The following is a 25,482-nucleotide window of genomic DNA, read 5'->3' as shown; positions in this document are numbered from 1 at the left end:
TCACAATGCGGGCCTTCCGTAGCCGGCCCCGACGCATGCCCGACCGCACGCCGCCCGTCACCCGCGCGCTCCTGATCGCCAACATCCTCGTGTTCCTGCTGCAGATGGCGCTGCATGACAGCCAGCCGCCATATCCGCTGACCGTGCCGTTCGCACTGTGGCCGCTCGGCCCCTCGCCCTACAGCGACGTGATCGGCTTCGAGCCGTGGCAGCTCGTCACCTATGCCTTCCTGCATGGCGGCATGCAGCACATCCTGTTCAACATGCTGGCGCTGTGGATGTTCGGCGGACCGGTCGAGGATGTGCTTGGCGGCAAACCGTTCGCGGTCTACTACTTCACCTGCGTGGTTGGCGCGGCGCTGACCCAGCTCGCGGTCATGCATTTCTTCCCCAACGGCTACTTTCCGACCGTGGGCGCTTCGGGCGGCGTATTCGGCCTGTTGCTGGCCTACGGCCTCATGTTCCCGCGCGCACGGATCCTGCTGTATTTCGCGATTCCGATTCCGGCGCGGCTGTTCGTGGTGTTGTACGGCATCCTCGAACTCGTGCTCGGCGTCACCGGCACCCAGGCCGGCGTCGCCCACTTCGCGCATCTGGGCGGCCTGGCCTTCGGCTATCTTCTGCTGCAGTACTGGCGTGGCCGGTTGCCGTGGAAGCCGCGGCGACGCCTCATGTTGTGAGGCAGGACGCGCGCTCGCGGCTGTCGCAGTCGGCCAGCCGAGCGCCGCCCGCGGTACCCTGAATGCGCGTCGCCACCGCGGGATCGTGCGGTCGCTGCAGATCCGGCTCCGGCGCGCTCTGCGGCGATTGCCAGCAGCGAGCGCCGCCGGCACCTGGATTTGCGCGGCCCGGCGGCGCTACCGCGCTGGCGGTAGCGGCGGTTGCGTCCATCCATCGCGCCACGCTGGCTCCGGCCCGAACGCCCGACGGTATCTGCCCATGTCCAAACGCAACCTGCAAGCCTGGCTCGATTACCAGCAGCGCACGCACCCCGATGCGATCGCGCTCGGGCTCGAGCGCGTGCGCGAGGTCTGGCGCCGGCTCGGTGCGCCGCCACCGGCGGCTACCGTCATCACGGTGGGGGGGACCAATGGCAAGGGCTCGACGGTGGCGTTCGTCGAGGCGATCGCGGCTGCGGCAGGGCAACGCGTGGGCGCCTACACCTCGCCGCACCTCGTGCGCTACAACGAGCGCGCCCGCGTGGCCGGCAGCGACTTGCCCGATGCGGGCTGGATCGATGCCTTCGAGCGCATCGAGGCCGTGCGCGGTGACATCGCGCTGACCTATTTCGAGTTCGGCACGCTGGCGGCCCTGTGGCAGTTCGCGCAGGCCGGGCTCGATCTGGCCGTGCTCGAAGTCGGGCTCGGCGGGCGGCTCGATGCGGTCAACATCATCGATGCGGACGCCGCGATCGTGACCACGGTCGATCTCGACCATCAGGACTGGCTTGGCCACGACCGCGACAGCATCGGCGGCGAGAAGGCCGGCATCTTCCGCCGTGGCCGGCCCGCCATCGTCGGTGATGCGCAGGCGCCGGCTGGCCTGCTCGATGCCGCGCGCGCACTCGGCGCGCGGCTCATGCTGGCGGGGCGCGACTACCACTGGCAGGGTCACGTTGGCGCACGCTGGGACTGGCGCTGCGGCGACACGCGACTCGAATTGCCGCGGCCGGCGTTGGCGGCGCCGGTGCAGTTGGCCAATGCGGCGGCGGCGATCGCCGCGCTGCACGCCTTGCGGCCACGCTGCGGCTGGGACGCGGACGCGATCGCGCGCGGCGTCGTGCACGCGCAGGCGGCAGCGCGCCTGCAGCGCATCGCGCGCGAGCCCGAGCTCGTGATCGATGTCGCCCACAATCCGCAGGCAGCGCGCGCGCTGGCGCAATGGCTGCGCGACGAACCTGCGCGCGGCCGTACGCTGGCGGTGTTTGGCGCGCTGGCCGACAAGGACGTGGCAGGCGTCGTCGCGGCCCTGGCCGATTGCGTCGATCGCTGGTTCCCGGCGGCGCTCGATGCGGTCTCGTCACGTGGCTTGAGTGCGGCTGCACTGGTCGCGCGCATGGCCGCGTTGCCGCCCGCGCGCGTCGCCGCGGCGAGCGCGAGTGTGGCCGCCGCGCTGGCGCAGGCGCGGGCGCAGGCCGTGCCCGCTGATCGCATCATCGCGTTTGGTTCGTTCTTCGTGGCCGGCGCCGCACTCGCGGCGCGCGACGAGACTTGATCGAGGTCCGGCACCGCGTTCAGCACCGGCACATCGGCGGCGCGGTCGGCTCCCGTATAATTCGAGCGGTTTCCCGCACCGTGGACCGCCCATGGACCTCTCGCTCAAACAGCGCCTGCTCGGCGCCGCCGTGCTGATCGCGCTCGCGGTGATTTTCGTGCCGATGTTCATCTCGGGCTCTGGGCCGCGCCAGCCGACTTCGCTCGAGACCACGCCGCTGGCGATTCCGCCGGCTCCCGATCGCGAGTTCCAGACCCGCGAACTCGACGTGGCGCCGCCACGGCCGGCAGCGGCCAGTCCGGCAGCGGCCAGCCCCGATCGGATCACCACGGTCGATACCGCGAGCGCGCCCGCGCCAGCGGATGCGACACCGGCCAGCACGGCGCCGCCGGCAACGGCACCGGCTGCCACCAAGCCCACGCTGGCCGCGCCGACCGCCCCCGCGCCGGTCGCGGCGCCTGCCGGCAAGCCGGGCGAGTCGGCGGCCGCGCCCCGTGCGGGCACGGCGGCCCATGCGCGTTATCTCGTGCATCTGGGCGTCTACAGTTCCAGCAAGAACGCGGCCGACCTCGTCGCCGCGCTCAAGAAGGATGGCTTTGCCGCCTATGCCGAGGCCACCGACTATCAGGGCAAGAGCGCCGAGCGCGTGCGGGTCGGTCCGTTCGCCGATCGCGCGGCGGCCGAGGCGGCGCGTCTGCGCATCAAGCAGCTCAAGCCGAGCGTGCCCGGCAGCGTGGTCGAGAATGCCGACGACGCCAAGGCCGATGCCCCGGCCAGCCTGGCGGCCAATCGCGCCGGTGGATTCGCCGTGCAGTTGGGCGCGTTCAAGGCCGCCGACGAGGCCAACAAGCTGCGCGATCGCGTGCGCGGCGCCGGCTTCGCCGCCTTCGTCGACAAGGTCAACGCCGATGGCGCCACCTTGTGGCGCGTGCGCGCCGGTCCCGAGGTCGACCGTGCGGCGGCAGAGAAGTTGCGCACGGGCATCAAGGACCGGCTCAAGGTCGATGGCATGATCGTCACCCAATGAAGCGGTGATGGGTGATTCGTGACCGGTGATTCGTGATGGGCGATTCGGACAGGCAGGGGTGGTGTCACGTGTGCGTTGTTTCGCCCATCACGAACCGCCCAGCGCCGATCACGGCGCCGTCATGAACTGGGCCGACTACGCGATCGTCGCCGTGCTCGCCCTGTCGATGTTGATGGGCCTGTGGCGCGGCTTCATCGCCGAGGTGCTGGCGCTGGCGATCTGGTTCTGCGCATTCTGGGTCGCGTGGTTGTTCGGTCCGCAGCTCGCGCTGCGTCTGGAGGCGACGATCCCGACGCCGTCGGCCCGCATCATGCTGGCCTATGTGCTGTGCTTCATCGCCGTGCTGGTGGCGGGCGCGATCCTCGCCTTCGTCATGCGCAAGCTCGTCGCCGGCAGCGGCCTCAGCGGCAGCGACCGCCTGCTTGGCATGGTGTTCGGCCTCGTGCGCGGCCTCGCGCTCGTGGTGCTCGTCGTGTTCGTGCTCGGCGCGCTGTTCCGGCGCGATCCATGGTGGCAGGAGTCGCGTCTGCTGCCGACGTTCCAGGTCGGCGCCGACTGGCTCGCCGCACGCTTGCCGGCCGAGGTCGCGTCTTACCTCGAACCGGTGGAAAATCTGCTCAAGCAATCCGTGCCGCCCGCGCTGCCCGCGCCCGCTGCGCCTCCTCCAGCCCACTGAAGTCATCACCATGTGCGGAATCATCGGCATCGTCGGCAAGTCCGAGGTCGCGGCGGCGCTCTACGACGCGCTCACCGTGCTGCAACACCGCGGCCAGGATGCGGCCGGCATCGCCACCTTCGACGGCAGGCGCCTGAGCCTGCACAAGGGCGGCGGCCTCGTGCGCGACGTGTTCGACCACGACAGCATGCTCGGCCTGCGCGGCAACATCGGCATCGGCCATTGCCGCTATCCGACGGCCGGCTCGGAGGGCTCGGCCGAGGCGCAGCCGCTGTACGTCAACTCGCCCTACGGCATCGCGTTGGCGCACAACGGCAACCTCATCAACACCGCGGCACTGCGCCGCGAGGTGTTCGAGGACGATCGCCGCCACGTCAACACCGAGTCCGACTCCGAGGTCCTGCTCAATGTGCTGGCGCACGAGCTGCAGATCCTCGACCGCCGCACCCTGACGCCCGACCATGTGTTCAAGGCGGTGGCGGGCACGCACGCGCGCTGCGTGGGCGGCTACGCGGTGGTGGCGCTGGTGCTCGGCCACGGCGTGCTCGCATTCCGTGACCGGCACGGCATCCGCCCGCTGGTGCTCGGCGAACGCGACACCGCCACGGGCAAGGAATATGCGGTCGCGTCCGAATCGGTCGCGCTCGACATTCTCGGCTTCCGCCTGCTGCGCGACGTCGCGCCCGGCGAGGCCGTGCTGCTCACGTCCGACGGGCAGTTGTTCACGCGCCAGTGCGCCGAGCCGGCGCTGCATGCACCGTGCATCTTCGAATACGTGTACCTGGCACGGCCCGATTCGATGATCGAGGACGTGTCGGTGTACAAGGCGCGCCTGCGCATGGGCGAGAAACTCGGCGAGAAGATCCTGCGCGAGATGCCCGGTCACGACATCGATGCGGTCATCCCGATCCCCGACACCTCGCGCACCGCGGCCGGGCCGCTGGCGCAGATCCTCGGCGTGCCGGTGCGCGAAGGCTTCGTCAAGAACCGCTACATCGGCCGCACCTTCATCATGCCAGGGCAGAGCGAACGCGTGAAATCGGTGCGCCGCAAGCTCAACCCGATTGCGCTGGAATTCCGCCGCAAGAACGTGCTGCTGGTCGACGACTCGATCGTGCGCGGCACCACCTCCAGGCAGATCATCCAGATGGCACGCGATGCCGGGGCGCGCAAGGTCTACCTCGCCTCGGCGGCGCCGCCGGTGCGCTATCCCAACATCTATGGCATCGACATGCCGGCCACGGCGGAGCTCGTCGCGCATGGGCGCAGCGTCGAGGAGATCGAGCGCATCCTCGGTGCCGACCGGCTCATCTACCAGGATCTCGACGATCTCGTCTGGGCCGTGCGCGACGGCAATGCGGGCCTGACGGCGTTCGATGCGTCGTGTTTTTCGGGCGAGTACGTCACCGGCGTCGAGCCGGCTTACCTTGCCGAACTCGAGTTCGCGCGTTCCGATGACGCCAAGGCGCAGCGACGCACCACGACTTGATCGAGCCGGGGACTGTGGTCGGCTGCGTGTCCGCAGCGCGCGCCGGCGTGCGTCGATTCGCTCACGGTGCGCCGATGGCGCGCTTGCTCGCATCGCCGCGCTGTGGTTGTGTTCGGTTCCTGACATCCGCTCGCAACCGATGCAGGGATCTCCCGAGGAAGACATGGTCGTCACGCCACCCAACCTTTTTGACGCCGCCGCGCAGTGCCTGGACTGCACCGGCGTCGATGCCAAGCTCGCCGCAACCCACGCGGCGGCGCAGGCGTTTGCCGCGGGCCGGCTCGGCTGCGCGGGCGCGGCGCCGCCGCAAGCGATCCGTGCACCGGGCCGTCCGCCGCGGCCGCGGCTGGTGCCGCCACGGGCCCTGGCCCAGCGCGGCCTGGGCAGCACCGAAGGACGCGCGGCGCTCGTGCACGCGATCGCCCACATCGAGTTCAACGCGATCAATCTGGCCTGGGATGCGGTGTACCGCTTCCGCGACATGCCCGCGGCCTACTACGCCGACTGGGTGCGCGTGGCCGACGATGAAGCGCGTCACTTTGCGCTGATAGCCGCGCGGCTGGCGCAGCTCGGTCACGCCTATGGCGATTTCGACGCGCACGACGGCCTGTGGGAGATGGCCACGCGCACGGCCGATTCCTGTCTCGCGCGCATGGCGCTGGTGCCGCGCGTACTGGAAGCGCGCGGACTCGATGTCACGCCGGGAATGATCGAGCGCCTGCGCGGCGTCGGCGACCTGGCCACGGTGGCCGTGCTCGAGGTCATCCTGGCCGAGGAAGTGGCGCATGTGGCGGCCGGCTCGCGCTGGTTCACCTGGTGTTGCGAGCGCGAAGGGCGCGAGCCGCAGGCGGCGTTCCGCGATCTCGTCGAGTGCCACCTGCGCGGCAGCCTGCGCGGCCCGTTCAATGCGCAGGCACGCTTGCAGGCCGGTTTCACACCCGGTGAGCTGGCCCAGCTCGACGCGTGGGCGACATGAGGCCATCGCGTGGGCGCATCGCCGCATTCGGCCTGGCCTTGATCGTGTGCTGGAGCCTGCTGCTGCTGTTCGTGGCCGGCACCGATTGGCGCACGCCGCCGTGGTCCGATGGTGGACGCGCGTTCCCGGGCAGCAATTTCCGGCCGGCCAAGGGACACGCCGAGATCGACGGGCAGCAGCTGCGCGTGACGGCAGCGGACGAGGGCGACACGGCCCTGCAGGTGGTGCCGGTTCCCGAGCTCGAGGCGGCCCGGTTTCCGCTGCTGAGCTATGAGTTCAGCGACATGCCTCGTACGCTGGAGCTGTCATTCATGTTCCGCCGCGTCGACGGCACCGACGTGGAATCGATTGCGGTGCCGGCGGCGGGGACGCGCACGGTGACGGTCGACCTGTCGCGCGTGCCGGCCTGGCAGGGGCGCATCTCCGAAATCGGCTTTGCCCAGTTTCCGGTCGCGCAGCTCGCAGCGCCGGCGGATGCGTTCCACCCGTTCACGCTGGTCAAGGTCAAGTTGCATCCCGCCTCGTGGCTCGGGCGCTTGCGCGCGCTCGCCAGCGCGTGGACGGCACGCTCGCCGTGGCAGCTCATCTCGATCAGTGCACTGGGGCCGGGTGAAATCGGCGATCGCACCCCGCATCCGCTGCACCCGCCGTTGGTGGTGGCGCTGGCGCTCGGCATCGCCATCGTGCTGGCGCGGCTCATCCTGCGCCTGCGCGGCCGCGCGCTCGCGCGCGGCGCGCTGCTCGGGCTGGCGCTCGGCTGGCTGGCACTCGATCTGTGCTGGCTGCGCGACCTCGACTACAAGCGCCGCGTCGACCGCAGTGCATGGGGCGACACGCCGCTGGCGCAACGGCAGGAGCGCGTGGCCGATGCCGATCTGGCCATGGCCGCGGCCGAACTCAAGACCTTGCTCGCCGGCGAGCCGCCCACGCGCCATGTGCTGCTCAGCACGCGCTCGCCCTACAGCGCGCTGCGCCTCATGTATCACGCGGCACCTCTCAACATGAGTTTTGCCAGCGCCTTGCCCGAGTCGCTCGCGACGGGTTTGGTGCCCGGCACGATCATCGTGCGCTACGACATGCCAGGGGCGCTCGTCGGCCAGAGCCTGTTGTTCGACCGCCGTGTCGTGCGGGTCCAGACGCTGCGTCAGGACCCACGGCTGTCGGTCTACCGGGTCGTGGCGGTGAAGCCATGACCGCCGCATTGTCGTGCCTCATCTGGAGCGTGCCCCTGCTGCTCGGCAGCGGACTGTGGGTCGCGTTGGCGGGATGGCCGCGTGGCGCGGCGGCGCGCTGCTGCGCGCTCGGTGGTGGCTGGATCATCGGCGCGCTCCTGTGCGGCCTCGGCCTGCGCCTGTTCGCGGCGCAGTATCTGGCCGGAGCGGTGGAGCGCGTCGGCGCCGCTGCGGCGCTGGCCGGTGCATTGCTGTGGGTGGCGGCATGGCGGTGGCGGGCGCGCGTGGCCACTGATGTGTGGGTGCCAGCGGCGGCGCCGGCGCGCGGCGCGCGCATCCTGATCGGCGTGCTGTGCGGGCTGCTCGTCTGGCGCGGCGCCTTGCTGCTCGATGACATCCTGCTGCATCCGGTCCTGCCGTGGGATGCGTGGGCCGTGTGGCTGGCCAAGGCCAAGGCCTGGGTGCTGGCCGGTCGCATCGATGCCTCGGTGCCCTATGGCGTCTGGGTCGCGCAGGCCGAAGGTGCGCAGCGCACCGGCGTGGCCTGGATGTATCCCGAACTCGTGCCGTGGACCGCGGTGTGGTTTGCCGGCGGCGCGCACTGGATCGAGCCGCTCGTCGGGCTGGCCTGGTGGGGGCTGGGCTTCGCGCTGCTGGCGCTGCATTACGGGCAATGGCGCGCTCTCGGCGTGACGCCGCTGATGGCGTGGGCGGGTGTCTATGCGCTCGGCTCGCTGCCGCTGCTCGATGCACACGTCGCGCTCGGCGGATACGCCGACCTGTGGATCGCCGCGCTGCTGTCGCTGGGCGCGCATGCCTGGTTGCGCTGGTCCAGTTGCGGCGAGCGGCGTCAGCTCGGACTCGTCCTCGTGGCGATGGCGCTGCTGCCATTGATCAAGCTCGAGGGCGCCGTCTGGAGCCTCATGCTTGGTGTCGCCTGTGTGTTTCGGCTGTTGCCGCGACAGCTGCGTGGACGGCGTTTCGTGGTGATCGTCGCCCTCGTGCTGGTCACGCTGGTCGCCTGCGTCGTATTCGGCCTGCCATGGATCGGCATGGCGCGGCGCTACCTCGACAGTGGCCGCCTGTTCGACGGCGGGCAGATCGGTGCTTCGGCCGTGTCGCTTGCCGCGGCCCTGTGGGGACAGTGGAACTGGAACCTGCTGTGGTTCGCCCTGCCGGCGGCGCTGCTGTGGAACGCGCGGCACTGGACCGCCTCGCCGATGACGCGGCGCCTGCTGGCATTGTTGGCCGTGCCGCTCGTGGTGCTGATGGGGCTGTTCCTGTTCACGACCGCGGCGCAGTATGCGCAGAGCTATTCGGCCGTGAACCGCCTGCTGCTGCAGATCGTGCCACTCGTGGTCAGCGCGCTCGTGCTGCTGATACGGCCACCCGATGTCGCGACGATCGCGGCCCCGCCTCAGCGGGGAGCCGACTCGCCCAGCGCAAGCGCATAGAGTCGCCGCGTCGCGCGCAGCGATTGCTCGAGCGTGTAGTGCGCCTGCCAGCGCGCGCGTCCGCGCGTGCCCAGCGCCTGGCGCGCGACCGGGTCGACGAGTTGCCCGATGGCGGCGGCGAGCGCGCCCGCATCATCGGGCGGGACCAGGATGCCGCCCGCGCCGACACCGACCACGCTGGCGACTCCCGAGCCGTCGATCGCGCTGGCCACCACGGGCAGGCCCGCGCGCATCGCTTCGAGCAGGACCAAGCCGAAGGCTTCGCCGCGATCGCGCGAGGGCAGCACGAATGCGTCGGCACTCGCGTAGGCACTGGCCAGCGCGGCGTCATCGAGCGCACCGGCGAAGTGCACGCGCGCCGCCACGCCACGCGCGCCGGCCTGGACGCGCAGCGCGGCCGCACATTCGCCATCGCCCACCAGCAGCAGGCGGTCGCGTGGACGCGCCGCAAGTGCATCGATGAGCACGTCGAAGCCCTTGTAGCGGCTGAGTCGGCCAACCGCGAGCAGGCGTAGCCCATCACCCGCCGGCCACGGCGTGGTGTCGATTGCGGCTGGCGGCGCGTCGGCGATGCCCAGCGGCACGACATGCACCCTGTCACGCCAGCGCGCCAGTGCATGGCTGGCCTCGGCATAGGCCTGCGAGGTGGCGATCACGGCCTGCGCGCGCGCCAGCATGGCCTGCTCGAACGGGCGGTACAGCCGATAGCCCAGGCGCAGGCGCCAGTCGGGCGCATCGGGTGGCACGTCGGCATGCCAATGCACGAGCCATGGCAGGCGCCGCGCGGCCGGCAGCAGCAGTGCGGCGAAACTCGACGGATTGGGCAGATGCAGGTGCAGCAGCTGCGGCCGGAACTGGCGCAGCATGCGCGCCAGTTGCCACGGGAAGGACGGACTCAGTGGCGTGTACACCGGCGCCGCCAGGCAGCCGACGCGACGTACCTGCACGCCATCGAGTGTTTCCCGGGTCGAACGCCAGTGGCCGGGACGTTGGTGCACGAGCACGCCGACGCTGTCGCCACTGGCGACGCAGGATTCGGCCAGCGCCTGGGTATGCCGCTCGATGCCGCCGCGTTCGGGGGCGTAGTACTTGCCGACGTGCAGGATGCGCATGGCGTGCTCAGGCCGGGTCGGCCGCCGGCCGCCTAACTGTCGTCGCCGTCATCGTCGGGCACGGGCGTGCCGCCCAGCCGCGCCAGTTCGCGTTCGAGGATCGCCAGTTTCTGCGTCAGGCGGCGCACGCGCCGTTCCTGTCGCGAGCGGTCGATGTCGAGCTTGAGCAGGCGCAGCAGGATCAGCGCCACCGCCACGATGATCGGCAACACCGGCGCATAGCTGATGCCGCTGACGCGGCCGAGCCAGCCGACCGTGCCCGGGAACACGCCGAGGACGAAGGTGGCCGCCGCCACGCTCAGCCACCACAGCGCATATGGGCCGTGCAGGTGGTCGCGGCGGACCAGGAACAGGATCGCACCGGCAATCGCGATGCCGAGGATCGCCGAGGTGATCTGGCCGGTCAGCATGCCGTGCGCACCGCGTGCCGCAAGCGGCCTGAGCGCCGTCCCGCATCGAGCTGGGCGATGCACAGCACGGTCGTGTGCAGCATGTAGCGCGCCACCACCAGCCACGAGGCAAAGACCCGCGAGTGGCCGTTGCAGCGCTCGCGCATCGCCACGGGGGTTTCCTCGACCGGCAGGCCGTTCCTTGCGAGCAGCATGAGCACTCCGATGTCTTGATAGTCGAGCAGGCTCGCCTCCGGCGCGGCGAGGATGTCCATGGCGCGACCATCGTACAGGCGCAGGCCGGACGTCAGATCGAGCAACTTGAGCCCGGTCAGCGTGCGCAGGTACCACCACGCCAGCCGCTTGGCGCGACTGAGGCGCTCCAGGCAGGTGCCGATGACGACGCTGGCGCCGCTGCGCGCCTGCGCTTCGAACAACGCCGGCAGGGTGGCCGGCAGGTGTTGGCCATCGGCGTCGAGCGCGATCACACCCGCGTAACCGTGGCGGCGTGCATAGCGGATGCCGGTCTGGGTCGCGCCCCAGGCGCCAAGTCCGAGCGGCAACCGCAGCACGGTCGCGCCGGCCGCCGCGGCGCGGGCGGCCGTGGCGTCATCGCTGGCATCGTCGACGACGAGCACGGCGCAGCCCAAGGTGGCCCGCACGCCGGCCACCACGGCGCCCACGCTCGCGCTTTCGTTGCGGGCGGGGATGACCGCCAGACAATGCGCGGCTTGAAGTGGGGGCGGGTTGAAGGCCACGAGGCGGGGCGGGGCGACAGGGACGGCGATTGTCCGGAACACGGTGGACACGGTCAAATTGGAACGCGTCCCAAGGCCTGTTGGACGGCGCCCCAAGGCCTGCCGCGTGCAGCGCGATGATCGCCCGCAGGTCGGGCGCCGCAGGCCGGCGCACGTGCGCTTCCCCCCGCCTGGGCGGGAAGTTCGACCAACGTGTTCGGTCCACACGTCCGCGCTGCACTCGCTTCCCCCCCCCCCCCGCTCAGCGCGGGGAAGGACTCAGATCGCACACTTTCTTGCTTTCCCCGCTCGTGGCACCAAGCGCACTGTCTACGTCGCCTACCGCACCTTTCTTGTGCTGAACGGCGTCGAGATTGCCGCCTCGGCCGACGACAAGTACGTGACAATGCTGGCCCTTGCCGAAGGCAGCCTCGAACTCGACCCGTTCGCCGCGTGGCTGCGCAGCCGTTGCACGCCCTTGCCCGGACGCGATGCGGTGCAGGAGCCGGCGCCGCGCTACCGCGCCGCAAGCCGGCGCTGACGATGCACGCCGGCCGCAGGGCGTGTCATCCTCGCCGTCCCGGCGCAGGGCGGGACCCGGCGCCTTCCTCCAGACGCAGGCCGCGTGTCCGGTTTGTCCGCCAGCCTGCGTTTATGGTCAACGTGGGCCGGGGGCGATGTGCCGCTGGCGGGGACGGGGAGCCGGTACGGGGTCCGTCCCGAAACAGAAAGGTCGGCCAGGCCCACGGCTCGTCACATGTTGACACGGTGTTAACGATTCACTAGTGTTCGCGCGGATCGGGCTTGGTTGACCAACTTTAACCATAGGGGATGGGAGCAGACCGCTCCGCCCGAGACTCTCTGGGAGATTTCTCATGAATGCAAAGATGAAAGTTCTGTCGCTGGCGCTGGTGGGGATGTTCGGCTACGTCGGCGGCGCGATTGCGGCCTGCCCGGCTGGTCCGACGACGGCTGAGGGTGGTGCGTGGACTGCCAAGTTCGTGAGCGGTGGCAGCTCTTCGATGTCGATCGCGACCCCGGGTCTCGATGGCTCGGAGTGCAAGCTGCGCGTGTCGCTCGGCAACAATGGTGGTGCGCAGGCGCAGGTGATGGATGACACGCCGGCCAACGAACCGCATTATCGTGCGCAGTTCCTGTTTGACGCTGGCGCGCTCACCGGCGCGAACGGTGGTAGTCAAGCTGTTATTTTTCAGACAAATGCGCCTGCGGTGCATGGCGGTTTGCTCCAGGCCGTCAAGATTACGTTCAGTGGCTCCGGCGGTGGCTCGACTACAAGTGGCAAGCGCATTGTAATTCGTACGGCGTGCGAGAGCGGCGCTCTGTCTCTGTGTGGCTCCGCGCCAATCACGTTGCCTAACCAGACTGGCGTCAATCGCATCGAGTTTGACTTGGTCTTTGGCGCGAGCGGAACGGGCGCGCTTCGTTACTGGGTGACCGATGGTGCCGCGTCCGGTGGCAGCGACGGAAGTCCGAGTGGCACGATTACAGTCAATGGTGGCAACGCTGGATGGACTGGCGTGGATAAGGCCTACATGGGTTTGACGGCTCCCACGGCGGTATTCCGCAGCCTCAATGCCGATACGAATGCGTTCTTTGATCGTTTTGATTCGCGCCGCCAGACGTTCATTGGCGGCTGATCAGCCAGCAGTTTCTGTTGTTGCATATTCCAGGAGTGAAAAAATGAAGAAGATTCTTGCGATTGCCCTCAGTCTTGCCACCCCGATCGCGTTCGCCCAGACTTGCGCTGCGCCGGGTGGTCCGATCACGGCCGGTGGTACGACGGTGACCGGCAACACCTGCGGAACCGATAATGGTTTCGGTGGTGGTATCTGTACTGGTTCGCAGGTGTTTGATCCTTCGACGACGGTCGCAATCTACGCTGTGCAGGTAGGTGCGACGAACAACTTCCACATCTCGGTCCAGGATACTGCGCCGTACAATGCCGCAATTGCGTTGATCAACCCGGGCGCATGTGGTCCGGGTGCGCCGTGCTACGCACAGGGCAATGACGCCAACGCGGCCGGCGGCGGTGAGACGCTTCCGGATGGTGGTGGCAACTTCCCGGCGAACATTCCGGCCGGAACCTACTATGCCGCCGTGTTCTCGTTTGACAGTGCGCCCGCCGGTTGCGGCGCGTTCTCGATGACGGTGCACCCGGTGCTGCCGGTTCAGCTGCAGAGCTTCACGGTGGGTTGATCGTCGATCGATCGAGATCGGAACCATGTGATTCCTTGAGGCCCATCCCAGGATGGGCCTCATCTTTTTGGGATATGCAAGATGATTGACTGGATTGCGCTGGCTGTTGGCGCCGTGCTTGGGGCTGCGACGCCGGCGGCGCAGCAGGTGTCGAACGCCCTGTCTGTCGAGGGTTGCGATTTTGGCGAGGTCTATGCGACGGCGCCGGCGAGATGCGATCTGACTCTTTCAAATGCCGGTGATACCGCAATTCGAGTACACGGCTTCCGCGTGGTCAGTGGCAATGGGACTGCCATGCCGGATGACGTGTCGTTGGCGCCGCATTCGACGGTGCAGGTGCGCATGGAGGTTGATACCGGCACGAGTGCGGGGAGAAACAGCTACATTGTGTTGTTTGATTCGACCCCGCCAATGGGTGTGCGAAGCGCCAAGGTCAAGGGTTATGTGCTGACAGCGCTTGACCAGGTTTCGCCGGTCATCGATCTCGGCGTCGTCGATATGACCGCAACGGCGGCGCCACGCGAGTACGCGCTGACCAGCCACGAAGTGGCTGATTTCCGGATCAATGGAGTCGTACAGGCGCCAACTTGGCTCGACGTGACGCTTGCGCAGCCACATGTGCTCAGCGTGAGCGTCAAGCCGGGGGCCTCGTGGGGCCTCCATGAAGATTACATTCGCGTGGCGCTCAACACGCCGCGGCAACATGAGGCCTTGATCAAGGTCAAGGCGGACGTGCGCGGCGATGTCGTCCCTTCTGCGAATCCACTCGATCTGGGGATCATGCGGGCTGGCAATCGAAACGAGGCGCTGGTGCGACTGAACAGTCGGTCACAGAAGGCTTTCAAACTTGGCAAGATTGCAGTGGAAGGCTTCAACGCACGCACCGAAGTTCTGCCGTGCCGGCCCAAGGCCGATGGATGCAAGTTGGTACGGGTGGTCGTCAGCAAGGATCAGGCCGTTGGCTCGTTGCGTGGGACGCTGCACGTTGAATTACCTGAATCGGGTAGGCAACTGTCGGTCTCGACTTGGGGTCTGCTTGTGCCAAAGGACTACAAGATCCGCGACGTCACTCCGGATCCAGGTCAGTCGAAGGCAACCGCACCTGCGAGCCTGCACGACGAGCTCAAGGCGAGCACCCAAGTGAAGAAGAGCGAGCAGGCCCCACCGCCGGGTGATGGGCCGCTGTTGAAGTGGACGGCGTCGAGCCTTGACACCGTGTATGGCTTTCAGATTTTCCGCGCCGACTCCGAGCAGGGGCCATTCTTGCTGATCAACCCCAAGCCGGTCCTCGCCGACATGAACGATGAGAATCCTCAGACGTTCCAATGGCGCGACAACGACGTGCGTCACGGCGCGACGTACTACTATTCGATCGGGATCCTCCGGGTCGACGGCAAGAAGGAGCACTTGGCTGGACCCCAAAAGGTGGTTGCCAAGTGAAAGGTCCACGCGCGTCGATCGGAGCGCGCGCGGAACTCAAGGCGCGGCGCTGATTGGTCAGGAGCGCAGCACACTGGCCTGCTCATACCAATCCCCCAGCACGATGCGCTCGACGGCATTGCCGTCGAGCGCGAACTGATGGCGCGCGGGGCGGTGTGTATGGCCGTGGATGAGCTTGCGCACGCGATGCATGCGCAAGGCGGTCTGGACGGCGTCGGGGTTGACGTCGGTGATGACCTCGGCGACCGACCGTGTGTGGCGCTGGCTCCCCGCGCGTGCCTGGGCCGCGAATGCGCGTCGTTCGGCCAGCGTTCGTGAGAGGAATGCGCGTTGCCACTGCGGGTCGCGGGTCTGCGTGCGAAACGCCTGATACGCCTCGTCGTCGGTGCACAGCGTATCGCCGTGCATGAGCAGGATGCGTTCGCCTTCGATCTCGATCACGCTTGGGTCGGGCAGGATCGTCAGGCGCGCGCGGCGCGCCCAGGCATCGCCGAGCAGGAAATCGCGGTTGCCGTGCATGAAGAACACGGGCACGCCTTGCGCGTGAAGCGCGGCCAGCGCGTCGGCGACGGTGTTTTCCAGTTCGCCCGCGGCATCGTCGCCGATCCAGGCTTCGAAAAAATCACCGAGGATGTAGAGCGCATCCGCGTGCGCGGCCTCATCGCGGACGAAGGCGAGGAATTGCTCGACGATCTGCGGCCGCGCCGTGTCCAGATGCAGGTCCGAGATGAACAACGTCGTCACGTGTCGGTTCCTCGATGGCGCTGGACCTTGCGCAGATGCCGACCGCCGCGCGCCGGCGGCAGGCGCCGGCGGTGTCCGGTTGGCTCGATCCGGCCGGTCACCCGTCCGGCCGGATGACCGTTGTCCGTAGCGACTGGCCCGCGTTATGCCGCGCAATTGGCCGCGGCGGCGATGATCGTGTCAGGGCGCGCGCAGGTACGCCGTGTCGCGCGCGCCATGCGGGTGGCGTGACCGTCAGGGCAGCACCGTCACCTTCTCGATCACGACCGGCGTGAGCGGCACGTCACTGGCGAACGGTGCCTTGGCGCCGGTTGGCACGGCGCGGATCTTGTCGACCACATCCATGCCGGCGATGACCTTGCCGAATACCGCGTAGCCGGGATTGCCGTCACCGGCGTAGTCCAGACGCGGATTGTCGACGGTGTTGATGAAGAACTGTGCGGTAGCCGAGTTGGGGTCCATCGTGCGGGCCATCGCCAGCGAGCCGCGCAGGTTGGACAGTCCGTTCTTCGACTCGATCGCGATCGGCGCGCGGGTTTTCTTCTGGCGCAGATCCGCGGTGAAGCCACCGCCCTGGATCATGAAGCCGGCAATCACGCGATGGAACACGGTGCCGTCGTAGAAGCCGCTCTTGGCGTAGGCGAGGAAGTTCTCGACCGACTTGGGCGCCTTGTCGGGATACAGCTCCAGCGTGATGTCGCCCAGGCTCGTCTTGAGCAGCACCCGCGGCTCTGCGGCGGTCGTCTCGGCCGGCTCGGTCTTCTTCGCCGTCGCTGCCGGCGTGGCCGGTTTGGCCGCCTTGGGCGCCGCCGCCGGTTTGGCTGCCGGTTTGGTCGCCGGTTTGGTCGCCGGGGCAGGCTGCGCGGCGGGTTGGGTCTGTTGCGCCAGGGCGACGGCGGGCAGGCTCAGGACCAGGGCGAGCAGAAAACGCTTGAACACGGGAAACCTCCGACGGAAACGTGATCACGGAACCGCCAATGATAGGGCTTCAGCGCGGCGCGTCCACCGCGCGGACCTGCAATTTGAAATCGAGCTGCTTGATGTGGTCGCGTTCCTGGTCGAGGTCGGCGCGCGTCAGCGGATGCTGCTGCAGCCAGCTCTCGGGCAGCTCCAGTCGCACCGTGCGATCGTCGACGCTCAGCTGCAGCGGCGGCAGCGGCTCGGGTGTGCGGGCCCGCTCGAGCAGGGCTGCCAGGCGCAGCAGCACGGTGACCTTGCGCACCGGCAGGCGCAGGCGCGCGGGCAGCGCGTCGATGCTGGCGCGATCGGGCTTGCGCCGGTGCGAACGCACGATGGCCGCCAGCGCCTGCTGGCCCTGGCGCGTGAAGCCGGCGAGGTCGGAATGGGCGACGATATAGGCACCGTGGACATGGTGCAGGCTGTGCGCGATGGCGAGGCCGATTTCGTGGATGTCGGCGGCCCAGCCCAGCGCGTCGCGCTCGATGTGGCCGAGCTGCCAGCCGGCGGCGACCTGGTCGAACAGCGCCAGCGCCGCATGTTGCACGCGCGCCGCCTGTGCGCGGTCGACGCCATAGCGCGAGGCCAGCGTGGCGATGCTGCCGGCCCGTGGGTCGCCATCGAGCGCACGACCGACGAGGTCGTACAGCAGGCCCTCGCGCATCGCAGTCTCGCAGACCTGCATCTGGGTCAGCGCGAAGGTCGTGAACACGGCTTCGAGGATCGCGGTGCCGCCGGCCAGGATCGCGATACGGTCTTCGGCCAGCCCGGCAAGGCGCAGCGCTTCGACGCTGCCACATTCGAGGATCGCTTCACGCAGGCGGCCCAGCGACTCGACGCTGATGCCCTGTTCGCTCCAGCCGTTGGCCTGCACCACGCTCGCGATCGCCTTGGCCGTCCCTGACGAGCCGATGGCCTCGCCCCAGCCCAGCGCGCGGTAGTCCTCGGCAAACTGCTGCAGTTCCACCGCGATGTCGGTCTGGGCTTGGCGCCAGCGCTTGGCCGTGTACTTGCCGTCGGGGAAGAAGCGCAGCGTGCTGGCGATGCAGCCCACCTGCACGCTCTCGGTGCGCAGCGCCTCGAAGCCCTTGCCGATGATGAATTCGGTGCTGCCGCCGCCAATGTCCACCACCAGCCGGCGCTGCTGCGACTGCGCCAGGTCGTGAGCCACGCCGAGGTAGATCAGGCGCGCTTCCTCGCGGCCGCTGACGATGTCGATCGGATGGCCGAGCGCGGTTTCGGCCGGCAGCAGGAACGCCTGCGGATTGGCGAGCTGGCGCACCGCATTGGTCGCCACCGCGTGCACGCGCTCGTGCGGCAGCGCGCGCAGGCGCTGGCCAAAGCGCGCGAGGCAGGTCAGCGCGCGCTCGCGGTAGTCGGGATCGAGGCCGCCGTTGGCGCGCAGCCCCATCGCCAGCCGAACGCCATCGCGCATGCGGTCGATGATGCGCAGCCCGCCGTGTTCGTAGCGCGCCACCAGCAGGTGAAAGCTGTTGGAGCCGATGTCGATGGCCGCGAGCAGTTCGCCGTCGCGGATGTCGCTCGCCGTTGCGTTGGCCACGATGCTGCCTGCTGCCGATGGGCCGCGATTGTCGCATGCCTGCGTCATGCCGCCGCGCTCAGCGTTCCAGGGCGTCGAGCAGGGCCGACTGGGCGCCGTGGGGCGGGGCACCGTCGCTGTGCGCGCGCACGTAGCTGCCATCGGTCTGCAGCAGCCAGGCCTGCGTGTTGTCGGCCAGGTAATTGGCCAGCGCCTCGTCGTATACGCGCCGCGCAAGCGCGGGGTCGCGGATCGGGAAGCAGGTCTCGATGCGCCACAGCAGGTTGCGTTCCATCCAGTCGGCGCTCGAGCAGTAGAGTTCAGGCGCGCCGTCGTTGCCGAACCAGTACACGCGGCTGTGCTCGAGGAAGCGACCGACGATCGAACGCACGCGGATGCGCTCGGACACGCCGGGGATGCCAGGTCGCAGGGCGCACGCGCCACGCACGATGAGGTCGATCTCGACCCCGGCCTGCGAGGCGCCATACAGCCTGCGGATGACCTGCGCCTCGGTCAGTGCGTTCATCTTGGCGACGATGCGAGCCGGTCGCCCCGCGCGCGCATGTGCGGCCTCGCGCTCGATGCGGTCCATCATGCCCTGATGCAGCGTGAACGGCGCGTTGAGCAGGCATTTGAGGTGGATCACCGGACCGAGCCCCGACAACTGCAGGAACAGCAGGTGGGTGTCCTCGCCGATATCGGGATTGGCCGTCATCAGCCCGAGGTCGGTGTAGGTGCGCGAGGTGACCTGGTGGTAGTTGCCGGTCGACAGGTGCACGTAGCGGCGCAGCACGCCGCCCTCGCGGCGCACGATCAGCAGCATCTTGGCGTGGGTCTTGACGCCGACCACGCCGTACATGACCTGCACGCCGGCCTCCTGCAGGCGGTTGGCCAGTCGCAGGTTGGCCTCCTCGTCGAAGCGCGCGCGCAGCTCGACCACCACGGTGACGTCCTTGCCTTGCCGCGCGGCGTCGACCAGGTGGTCGATCAGCGGCGAGTCGTTGCCGACGCGATACAGCGTCTGCTTGATCGCGAGCACGTCGGGATCGGCGCTGGCCTGGCGCACGAGTTCGATCACGCTGCCGAAGGAATCGAACGGATGGTGCAGCAGGATGTCGCGCTCTCCGATCGCCTCGAACAGGCTGCCTTCCTCGACCACGGTGGGCAGCAGGCGCGGCTGGAACGGCGGGAACTTGAGGTCGGGGCGATCGATCTGGTCGTAGGTGGCGTTGACGCGGTTGACGTTGACCGGGCCCTCGCAGCGATAGACGTCGGCCTCGCCCAGTTCGAAGTTCTGCATGAGCATCCGGGTGATCGCGCGCGGGCAGTTGTCGGCCACCTCCAGACGCACCGCGCGCGCATAACCGCGGCCCTTGAGCTCGTCACGCAGCGCCACTGCGATGTTCTGCACCTCTTCCTCATCCACCACCAGTTCGCTGTTGCGGGTGACGCGGAACTGGTAGGAGCCACGCACCTGCATGCCGGGGAATAGCTCGTCCATGAACTCGTGCAGCACGCTGGACAGGAACACGAAGTCGTGAGGCACCTGCGCCACTTCCGCCGGCAGCCGGATCAGTCGTGGCAGCGAACGCGGCGCCCGCACCAACGCCAGATGACTCTCGTGACCGAACGCGTCCTTGCCGCTGAGCACCACCGCGATGTTGAGGCTCTTGTTGAGGATGCGCGGGAACGGGTGTGCCGGATCGAGCCCCAGCGGCGACAGTACCGGCAGGATCTCGTTGCGGAAGTAACCCTGCAGCCAACGGCGCTGCTTGTCGTTCCACGCGTCGCGCTTGGAAAAACAGATGCCTTCGCGCGCGAGTTCGGGCAGCAGGGTGTGGTTCCAGAACTCGTACTGTGCCTGCACCAGCGTCAGCGTGCGGTCGCGAATGCGTGCCAGCACCTCGGCCGGCGCCATCGCGTCGGGTCCGGGGCGCATTTCGACGAGGTTGGAATGTTCGCGCAGCAGCGCCACCTGCACCTCGAAGAACTCGTCGAGGTTCGCACAGGAGATGCACAGGTAACGCATGCGCTCGAGCAGCGGGACCCTCGGATCGAGCGCCTGTGCGAGCACGCGCATGTTGAACTCGAGCTGGCCCAGTTCACGATTGAGGTAGAGCGCGGGATCCTTGAGGTCGGGCGGCGCGGAGGCGGTCATGCGCGGCATGATGACATGCCGGCAACACGTTCGCAGCGCGGGGCGGCGTCGCGCGACGAGGGCAGGTCAGCGCCAGGCGCAGCAGGCCAGCTTGTCGTCCTTGGAGTCGGGCTCGCTCGGCATGTCACGCTTGCGCTTGGCGAGCACTTCGGGCGTGAGCTGGGCGATGCGCGCTTCGACACGGCTGCGCTCGTAGTAGGACAGGTCGTCGCGCTTGGCCAATGCCTTGAGCTGGCCGAGCGCGTCTTCGGCGTGGCCGGTCAGCCACGCCGCTTCGGCGAAGGCCTCGGCCGCGCGTACCTTGTCGCCGGCGAGCTGGTTGGCGCGCGCGAAAGCGCGCTGCAGGTCCGCATCCTGGCCATTGCGTGCCAGCAGTGGCCGCAACAGGTCCAGTGCGTTGCGCGCATGGCTGTCGTCGGCGCGGCCGAGCAGGGCATCGGCGTAGGCCAGCGTGATGGCACGGTTGCCGGGAAACTCATGGTGCAGGCGCTGGTAGATGGTCATGCTCTGACTGCCGGCGCCGGACTGGTTGAGCGCGTCGGCGAGCGCCAGTTGCAGCACCAGCGAGTCCGGATCGGCCGCGACCAGTGGCCGCAGCTCGGTGGCGGCCTGCGCGGCCTGCTGGGTCAGGGTCAGCGCCAGTGCGTGACCATAGCGGTTGTACACGGTGTCGAACGCGGGATAGTCGTGCAGGTTGCGCGCGTAATAGTCGCGCACGGTGCTCGTGACGGGTGCCGACAGCACCCGGTTGCGTTCGCGCATGAGCAGGAAATAGCGCTGCGCGGCCGGACCTCGCGCGCTGCAGGCAGTGACCGTGACCTGCGGCAGCGCATGGCCAAGGCCGCGGGCGGCGACGCTCACGCTCGTGTCTGCCTCGCTCGCCTCTGCCGCGCCTTCCCGCACCGTGGTGGCAGACGGCGTCGGTGCCACGCTGAGGTCGAGCGGCCCAGCGGCCGGTGCCGTGACGGCGCCGCGCAGTGCGACCGGCTGCGGGCAGCCCAGTTGCTCGGCGCGCGCCTTCGCTTCGGCGATCCGCTTGGTGTCGACGGGGTGGTCGAGCAGGAACTCGGGAATGTCGATGCCGTTGACGCGCATGACCTTCTGCAGTTCCTGGAACGCGCCCGCCATCGCGTTGGGGTCGAAACCGGCGCGCGCCAGCAGCGCAATGCCGACGCGATCGGCCTCGGCTTCGTCACCGCGCGTGAAGTTGATCTGGCGCTGGATCATGAGCGACTGACCGGCGACCAGCGCAGCCGGCGCGGCGTCGTCGGTGCGGCCGGCGGCTGCGATCATGACGCCGACCATCGCCAGCATGATCGGGATCGACATCTTCTTCTGGTCCTCGAACGCGCGCAGGATGTGCTGCTGCTGCACGTGCGAGATCTCGTGGGCGAGCACGCCGGCGAGTTCATCCTCGCTGCCCATCACGTTGATGAGTCCGGCGTTGACGGCGACGAAGCCCCCGGGCGCCGCGAACGCGTTGATCTGCTGGTCGCGCACGATGAAGAACGTGAATCCCGAATCGGCGCGGTCGCTGGCCGCCACCAGGCGATAACCGAGCGAGCCGATGTAGTCGCTCAGCAGTGGATCGTCGAGCACCATGTCGTAGGCGCGCATCTCCTGCAACATGCCGGCGCCGTACTCGCGCAGTTCCTGTGGCGTTGCCAAGGCGGCGGCGGAGCTGCCGATGTCGGGCAGCTTGACCGCGGCCGGCTCGCCGGCACCGGCGCCGGCCGCGGCGGCGAGCAGGCAGGCGGCGCTGGCGATGGCGAGGGAGCGAAGACGCATGCGACGGGGAAGGAACGAGGTCACGGTCAGACCACCTTAGCGCGCGCCCGTTCGCGCCGCCACCGGCATACCACGCGGCTCGGCGCACAAGGGTCAGCGGCGATTCATCGCTGCTTGCAAGCCGGCCCGTCAGGCCGCATCTTGCGCACCTTCAGGAGTCCGCCATGCCGCGCATCGAAGTCTTCACCAGCGCCAGCTGCCCATATTGCATCGCCGCCAAGCAGCACTTGGCGCGCAAGGGGTTCAGCTACGAGGAAATCCGCATCGATCTGGATCCGACCCGCCGCAGCGAAATGCTCGAGCGCGCGGCCGGCCGGCGCACGGTGCCGCAGATCTTCATCGACGGCACCCATGTGGGCGGCTACGACGACATGGTGGCCGCCGATCGCGACGGGCGGCTCGATGCGTTGCTGGGGACGCGCGCATGAGCGGGCGCAGCGCGCAGTTCAGCGCCTTCCGCCAGCGCATGAACGATCGCATCCTCAATCACGACAATCAGGTCGTGCGGCGGTTCTTCGCGCTCGACACGCAGACCTACAAGTCCGGTGCACTCGACGTCAGGACCAAGGAGATGCTGGGCCTGGTCGCCTCGCTCGTGCTGCGCTGCGACGACTGCATCAGCTATCACGTGGCGCAGTGCGTCGAGGCGGGCCTGAGCGAGGACGAGTTTTTCGAAGTGTTCGGTGTGGGTCTCGTCGTTGGGGGCTCGATCGTGATTCCGCACCTGCGCCGTGCGGTCGACTTCCTCGATGAGCTCACCGCGCCGCCGCCAGCCCCGGCCGACTGACCGCTGGCGCAGGCACCAGGCGCGCCGACCGGTCAGCGGCGCGCCACTGCGGCATCGAAAGGCGACCGCCGCCGCGAGCGGATTCGCGCCGATCAGCGCGTCGCGGGGATGCGCAGCAGTTGGGTCGGCGTGCCATCGCGGCCGCGGCCGCTGAGCCGGTCGAACCCGATCTGGTCGAATTCGGCCACGGTCACGCCGTCCAGGCCGAGACTGCACGCGAGCACGGTGGTGTTGTTGCCGTCGCTGCGGCAGTCGAGTACCGCCGTGCCATCACCATTGACGAGCTGGGCATGACCCTCGCTGTGCCCGGCCTGCAGCCACCAGTCGAACTGGCGCGGCGCCAGCTCGCCGTCGGAGACCAGCACCCAGCGCCCGGCCAGGCGGGCGGCGCCTGCTTCGCGCGGATCGAATGCGTCGCGGGACAGCGTCAGCTCGCGCACGTTGCGATCGCGACCATCCTCGTTCTGCACCAGCCAAGCGCGCGCCGTGGTCGGCGACAGGAACTGGATTTCGATGCGCGGCCCGAGCTGCGCGATCGGTTGCCGACCCAGTGGCGCGAACAGCGAATCGCCCTGCTGCAGGCCAACCAGCTGTGACGTCACTACGCGGTCGACACTGCGGGCGCTGCCGAAGTACCAGGTCGGCGCACCAGAGCCATCGAAGCCGAACAGGTGGATCGCCAACTGTGGTCCCTGCAGCTCGAGGCTGAGTCCACTGCCGCCCGCCGCGGCGCCGGCATCGGAACCCTCGGCTTGCGGCCACCAGAACCCGGTCTCGGGGCGCGGGCCGTCGCGCGTGGCGTCGGTGTCGACGGCGCGGAAGGCCAGCAGGTCACCGGCTTCGTCGCGCACGCTCACTGCGTACACCGGACCGCGTGGCAGTGCCACGCCGGTCAGTGCCGCCGCGTCAACCGTGAGCGCATAGCGCGTGCTGCGGCCCGCGTCGCAGCCGGTGGCGGGCCAATGCGTGGTGATCTGGACCACTTCGCCACTGACCGCGGCGCCCGCCACGTTCGGTGCGCAGTTCAGCGGCGCGTTGCCGGCCAGTTGAAATACCACCGAATCGGCCGACATGGGCAGCGCGGACGACAGACTGGCCACGCGCACGCGCACGGTTGCGCCTTCCGGGGGTGCGCCGCTGGCCGCGGCAAAACCGCTGCCCATGAGCGCACAGGCCAGCATGAACAGGCACTTGGTGAAGCCGTTTGTTGTAAGGCGATGCTGCATTCGCGGATAATGCGCGACCGCGCGGTGCCGGGCAAGCCCGCTGCAGCCGCGGTTCATTCTCGCAATCGCGCGCGTCGACGGTCCGTTCCGGCAGCAGTCGCCGCAGCCGATGGGCGCGCGCGACCCAACGATCTGGAGTTCCCCGCATGACGACGACGATCGCGGTCATCCGCGGCGACGGGATTGGCCCCGAAATCATGGACGCGACGCTGCAGGTGCTCGACGCACTCGGCGCCGGCCTGCGCTACGAATTCGTCGAGGCGGGCCTGTCGGCCTACGAGAAGACCGGCGAATTGCTGCCGCAAGCCACGCTCGATGCGATCGCACAACATCGCGTGGCGCTCAAGAGTCCGCTCACGACGCCGGTCGGCGAGGGCTTCAGCTCGATCAATGTCGCGCTGCGGCGCCGCTTCGACCTGTACGCCAACGTGCGGCCGGCGGTGTCGTTTCCGAACACGCGCTCGCGGTTTGCGCAGAACGTCGACCTCATCACCGTACGCGAGAACACCGAAGGTGCCTATGCCGGTGAAGGCCAGCAGGTGTCGGAGGACGGCGCCACCGCCACGCTGATCCAGAAGATCACCCGGCGTGGTTCCGAGCGCATCGTGCGTTACGCCTTCGATCTGGCCGTGCGTACGGGCCGCAGGAAGGTCACGGTGGTGCACAAGGCCAACATCCTCAAGTCGACCTCGGGGCTGTTCCTCAAGGTCGCGCGTGAGGTGGCGGCGCAATATCCCGCGATCGAGTGCAACGAACTCATCGTCGACAATTGTTGCATGCAGCTCGTGATGCGCCCCGAACAGTTCGACGTGATCGTCACCACCAACCTGTTCGGCGACATCATCTCGGACCTGTGCGCAGGCCTGGTCGGTGGCCTCGGCCTTGCCCCTGGCGCCAACATCGGTGCCGACGCGGCGATCTTCGAGGCCGTGCATGGCTCGGCCCCTGACATTGCCGGCAAGGGCATCGCCAATCCGTGCGCGCTGCTGCTCGGCGCGGCGCAGATGCTCGACCACCTGCAGCAGGCCGCACTGGCCGGCCGGCTGCGCGACGCCATCCGCGCCACCCTGGAAGCGGCCGACTCGCTCACCCCCGACCTTGGCGGCAGTGGCACCACGCAGGGTTTCGCGCGGGCCATCGCGGCACGCCTCGGCTGAGGCGTGCGGCACCGATTGTTGCATTCGTGCGACACGGATCGCGCCACCGCCGGCAGGCCGGGAACGGCATGAAACAGGCGTTCTGGCGGGGTTTTGTGGCAAAAATGTGAACCGCTGCGCTTGACTTGTGTTGTGTTTTCGCCAACGATAGCGCCTCATTGCAACACAACTTACTGCAGAGGCCGCAGGCAGGGCGATGCGGGCACAGCGAACCAGCTTGGG

At 68.6% G+C, this 25,482-nt stretch carries 24 protein-coding genes; 15 read left to right on the top strand and 9 right to left on the bottom strand.

The window, feature by feature from the left end; translation table 11 throughout:
* The first annotated feature begins 35 nt into the window (after positions 1-35).
* From KF903_RS12010 to KF903_RS11975, 8 genes are all read left to right on the top strand, one after another.
* Positions 36-680: a rhomboid family intramembrane serine protease gene (locus tag KF903_RS12010; RefSeq protein WP_291215098.1), complete on the top strand. Its 645-nt coding sequence runs from the start codon at positions 36-38 to the stop codon at positions 678-680.
* Between the two features lie 259 nt (positions 681-939).
* Entirely contained in the window at positions 940-2,214 is a 1,275-nt protein-coding gene (gene folC, locus KF903_RS12005; protein ID WP_291215096.1) for a bifunctional tetrahydrofolate synthase/dihydrofolate synthase, read from the top strand.
* A gap of 91 nt (positions 2,215-2,305) precedes the next feature.
* Positions 2,306-3,241 (top strand): SPOR domain-containing protein, encoded by a 936-nt coding sequence (locus tag KF903_RS12000; protein ID WP_291215093.1) that lies wholly within the window; start codon positions 2,306-2,308, stop codon positions 3,239-3,241.
* Positions 3,242-3,362: 121 nt separating this feature from the next.
* The gene (locus KF903_RS11995; RefSeq protein WP_291215090.1) at positions 3,363-3,917 is read left to right on the top strand and encodes a CvpA family protein; all 555 of its coding nucleotides are present in this window, start codon (positions 3,363-3,365) and stop codon (positions 3,915-3,917) included.
* 10 nt (positions 3,918-3,927) lie between these two features.
* On the top strand, positions 3,928-5,406 hold the full coding sequence (gene purF, locus KF903_RS11990; protein ID WP_291215088.1) for an amidophosphoribosyltransferase: 1,479 nt from the start codon (positions 3,928-3,930) through the stop codon (positions 5,404-5,406).
* Between the two features lie 139 nt (positions 5,407-5,545).
* Positions 5,546-6,382 carry a ferritin-like domain-containing protein gene (locus KF903_RS11985; RefSeq protein WP_291215085.1) on the top strand — a complete coding sequence of 279 codons (837 nt, stop codon included), beginning with the start codon at positions 5,546-5,548 and terminating at the stop codon, positions 6,380-6,382.
* Positions 6,379-7,575, top strand: coding sequence for a hypothetical protein (locus KF903_RS11980; protein ID WP_291215083.1), 1,197 nt, complete (start codon positions 6,379-6,381; stop codon positions 7,573-7,575). The genes KF903_RS11985 and KF903_RS11980 overlap by 4 nt, the downstream gene beginning before the upstream one ends.
* Complete coding sequence (locus KF903_RS11975; RefSeq protein WP_291215081.1) at positions 7,572-9,008, top strand: hypothetical protein; 1,437 nt, start codon at positions 7,572-7,574, stop codon at positions 9,006-9,008. Before KF903_RS11980 ends, KF903_RS11975 begins: the two co-directional genes overlap by 4 nt.
* Here the strand turns inward: KF903_RS11975 and KF903_RS11970 are convergent.
* Genes KF903_RS11970 through KF903_RS11960 form a run of 3 tightly spaced genes read right to left on the bottom strand, consistent with a single transcriptional unit; the run spans position 8,972 to position 11,267 of the window.
* Entirely contained in the window at positions 8,972-10,120 is a 1,149-nt protein-coding gene (locus KF903_RS11970) for a glycosyltransferase (RefSeq protein WP_291215079.1), read from the bottom strand. The genes KF903_RS11975 and KF903_RS11970 overlap by 37 nt on opposite strands.
* Before the next feature lie 32 nt (positions 10,121-10,152).
* Positions 10,153-10,530 (bottom strand): DUF2304 domain-containing protein, encoded by a 378-nt coding sequence (locus KF903_RS11965; protein ID WP_291215076.1) that lies wholly within the window; start codon positions 10,528-10,530, stop codon positions 10,153-10,155.
* Positions 10,524-11,267, bottom strand: a complete 744-nt coding sequence (locus tag KF903_RS11960; RefSeq protein WP_291215073.1) for a glycosyltransferase family 2 protein — start codon at positions 11,265-11,267, stop codon at positions 10,524-10,526. The genes KF903_RS11965 and KF903_RS11960 overlap by 7 nt, the downstream gene beginning before the upstream one ends.
* Before the next feature lie 334 nt (positions 11,268-11,601).
* Here KF903_RS11960 and KF903_RS11955 point away from each other — a divergent pair, with 334 nt between their 5' ends.
* From KF903_RS11955 to KF903_RS11940, 4 genes are all read left to right on the top strand, one after another.
* Positions 11,602-11,787: a hypothetical protein gene (locus tag KF903_RS11955; protein ID WP_291215070.1), complete on the top strand. Its 186-nt coding sequence runs from the start codon at positions 11,602-11,604 to the stop codon at positions 11,785-11,787.
* Between the two features lie 334 nt (positions 11,788-12,121).
* Positions 12,122-12,904: a hypothetical protein gene (locus KF903_RS11950; RefSeq protein WP_291215068.1), complete on the top strand. Its 783-nt coding sequence runs from the start codon at positions 12,122-12,124 to the stop codon at positions 12,902-12,904.
* Between the two features lie 43 nt (positions 12,905-12,947).
* On the top strand, positions 12,948-13,463 hold the full coding sequence (locus tag KF903_RS11945; RefSeq protein ID WP_291215065.1) for a hypothetical protein: 516 nt from the start codon (positions 12,948-12,950) through the stop codon (positions 13,461-13,463).
* 81 nt (positions 13,464-13,544) lie between these two features.
* Entirely contained in the window at positions 13,545-14,903 is a 1,359-nt protein-coding gene (locus KF903_RS11940; RefSeq protein WP_291215062.1) for a hypothetical protein, read from the top strand.
* Positions 14,904-14,960: 57 nt separating this feature from the next.
* Here KF903_RS11940 and KF903_RS11935 read toward each other — a convergent pair whose 3' ends face one another.
* The 5 genes from KF903_RS11935 to KF903_RS11915 form a co-directional block, all read right to left on the bottom strand.
* Positions 14,961-15,647 (bottom strand): UDP-2,3-diacylglucosamine diphosphatase, encoded by a 687-nt coding sequence (locus tag KF903_RS11935; protein WP_291215142.1) that lies wholly within the window; start codon positions 15,645-15,647, stop codon positions 14,961-14,963.
* Between the two features lie 234 nt (positions 15,648-15,881).
* The gene (locus tag KF903_RS11930) at positions 15,882-16,586 is read right to left on the bottom strand and encodes a peptidylprolyl isomerase (protein ID WP_306581313.1); all 705 of its coding nucleotides are present in this window, start codon (positions 16,584-16,586) and stop codon (positions 15,882-15,884) included.
* A gap of 49 nt (positions 16,587-16,635) precedes the next feature.
* Positions 16,636-18,165, bottom strand: coding sequence for an exopolyphosphatase (gene ppx, locus KF903_RS11925; RefSeq protein WP_291215060.1), 1,530 nt, complete (start codon positions 18,163-18,165; stop codon positions 16,636-16,638).
* Positions 18,166-18,223: 58 nt separating this feature from the next.
* On the bottom strand, positions 18,224-20,311 hold the full coding sequence (ppk1, locus tag KF903_RS11920) for a polyphosphate kinase 1 (RefSeq protein ID WP_291215057.1): 2,088 nt from the start codon (positions 20,309-20,311) through the stop codon (positions 18,224-18,226).
* Between the two features lie 57 nt (positions 20,312-20,368).
* Positions 20,369-22,090 carry a M48 family metalloprotease gene (locus KF903_RS11915; protein WP_291215055.1) on the bottom strand — a complete coding sequence of 574 codons (1,722 nt, stop codon included), beginning with the start codon at positions 22,088-22,090 and terminating at the stop codon, positions 20,369-20,371.
* Positions 22,091-22,254: 164 nt separating this feature from the next.
* On the opposite strand from KF903_RS11915, the gene grxC reads away from it, so the two are divergent.
* On the top strand, positions 22,255-22,518 hold the full coding sequence (grxC, locus tag KF903_RS11910; protein ID WP_291215052.1) for a glutaredoxin 3: 264 nt from the start codon (positions 22,255-22,257) through the stop codon (positions 22,516-22,518).
* Positions 22,515-22,877, top strand: coding sequence for a carboxymuconolactone decarboxylase family protein (locus KF903_RS11905; RefSeq protein WP_291215050.1), 363 nt, complete (start codon positions 22,515-22,517; stop codon positions 22,875-22,877). The genes grxC and KF903_RS11905 overlap by 4 nt, the downstream gene beginning before the upstream one ends.
* A gap of 92 nt (positions 22,878-22,969) precedes the next feature.
* On the opposite strand, the gene KF903_RS11900 is transcribed toward KF903_RS11905, so the two are convergent.
* A complete protein-coding gene (locus KF903_RS11900; RefSeq protein ID WP_291215048.1) occupies positions 22,970-24,103 on the bottom strand; it encodes a hypothetical protein in 1,134 nt (377 codons plus the stop codon).
* A 146-nt stretch (positions 24,104-24,249) separates the two neighbouring features.
* Here KF903_RS11900 and KF903_RS11895 point away from each other — a divergent pair, with 146 nt between their 5' ends.
* Entirely contained in the window at positions 24,250-25,260 is a 1,011-nt protein-coding gene (locus KF903_RS11895; protein ID WP_291215045.1) for an isocitrate dehydrogenase, read from the top strand.
* Positions 25,261-25,482 lie beyond the last annotated feature (222 nt).

The organism is Dokdonella sp., assembly GCF_019634845.1.
GTDB lineage: Bacteria > Pseudomonadota > Gammaproteobacteria > Xanthomonadales > Rhodanobacteraceae > Dokdonella_A.
This window is presented reverse-complemented; position numbering and strand designations above follow the sequence as displayed.

What these genes read in the sequence shown, in the direction of transcription:
- KF903_RS11995 (WP_291215090.1), top strand. Translation starts at nt 3,363, where the DNA reads ATGAACTGGGCCGACTACGCGATCGTCGCCGTGCTCGCCCTGTCGATG.
- grxC (WP_291215052.1), top strand. Translation starts at nt 22,255, where the DNA reads ATGCCGCGCATCGAAGTCTTCACCAGCGCCAGCTGCCCATATTGCATC.
- KF903_RS11970 (WP_291215079.1), bottom strand. Translation starts at nt 10,120, where the DNA reads ATGCGCATCCTGCACGTCGGCAAGTACTACGCCCCCGAACGCGGCGGC.
- KF903_RS11895 (WP_291215045.1), top strand. Translation starts at nt 24,250, where the DNA reads ATGACGACGACGATCGCGGTCATCCGCGGCGACGGGATTGGCCCCGAA.
- ppk1 (WP_291215057.1), bottom strand. Translation starts at nt 20,311, where the DNA reads ATGCCGCGCATGACCGCCTCCGCGCCGCCCGACCTCAAGGATCCCGCG.
- KF903_RS11945 (WP_291215065.1), top strand. Translation starts at nt 12,948, where the DNA reads ATGAAGAAGATTCTTGCGATTGCCCTCAGTCTTGCCACCCCGATCGCG.
- folC (WP_291215096.1), top strand. Translation starts at nt 940, where the DNA reads ATGTCCAAACGCAACCTGCAAGCCTGGCTCGATTACCAGCAGCGCACG.
- KF903_RS11985 (WP_291215085.1), top strand. Translation starts at nt 5,546, where the DNA reads ATGCAGGGATCTCCCGAGGAAGACATGGTCGTCACGCCACCCAACCTT.
- KF903_RS11980 (WP_291215083.1), top strand. Translation starts at nt 6,379, where the DNA reads ATGAGGCCATCGCGTGGGCGCATCGCCGCATTCGGCCTGGCCTTGATC.
- KF903_RS11900 (WP_291215048.1), bottom strand. Translation starts at nt 24,103, where the DNA reads ATGCAGCATCGCCTTACAACAAACGGCTTCACCAAGTGCCTGTTCATG.
- KF903_RS12000 (WP_291215093.1), top strand. Translation starts at nt 2,306, where the DNA reads ATGGACCTCTCGCTCAAACAGCGCCTGCTCGGCGCCGCCGTGCTGATC.
- KF903_RS12010 (WP_291215098.1), top strand. Translation starts at nt 36, where the DNA reads ATGCCCGACCGCACGCCGCCCGTCACCCGCGCGCTCCTGATCGCCAAC.
- KF903_RS11975 (WP_291215081.1), top strand. Translation starts at nt 7,572, where the DNA reads ATGACCGCCGCATTGTCGTGCCTCATCTGGAGCGTGCCCCTGCTGCTC.
- KF903_RS11940 (WP_291215062.1), top strand. Translation starts at nt 13,545, where the DNA reads ATGATTGACTGGATTGCGCTGGCTGTTGGCGCCGTGCTTGGGGCTGCG.
- KF903_RS11905 (WP_291215050.1), top strand. Translation starts at nt 22,515, where the DNA reads ATGAGCGGGCGCAGCGCGCAGTTCAGCGCCTTCCGCCAGCGCATGAAC.
- KF903_RS11915 (WP_291215055.1), bottom strand. Translation starts at nt 22,090, where the DNA reads ATGCGTCTTCGCTCCCTCGCCATCGCCAGCGCCGCCTGCCTGCTCGCC.
- KF903_RS11950 (WP_291215068.1), top strand. Translation starts at nt 12,122, where the DNA reads ATGAATGCAAAGATGAAAGTTCTGTCGCTGGCGCTGGTGGGGATGTTC.
- KF903_RS11965 (WP_291215076.1), bottom strand. Translation starts at nt 10,530, where the DNA reads ATGCTGACCGGCCAGATCACCTCGGCGATCCTCGGCATCGCGATTGCC.
- purF (WP_291215088.1), top strand. Translation starts at nt 3,928, where the DNA reads ATGTGCGGAATCATCGGCATCGTCGGCAAGTCCGAGGTCGCGGCGGCG.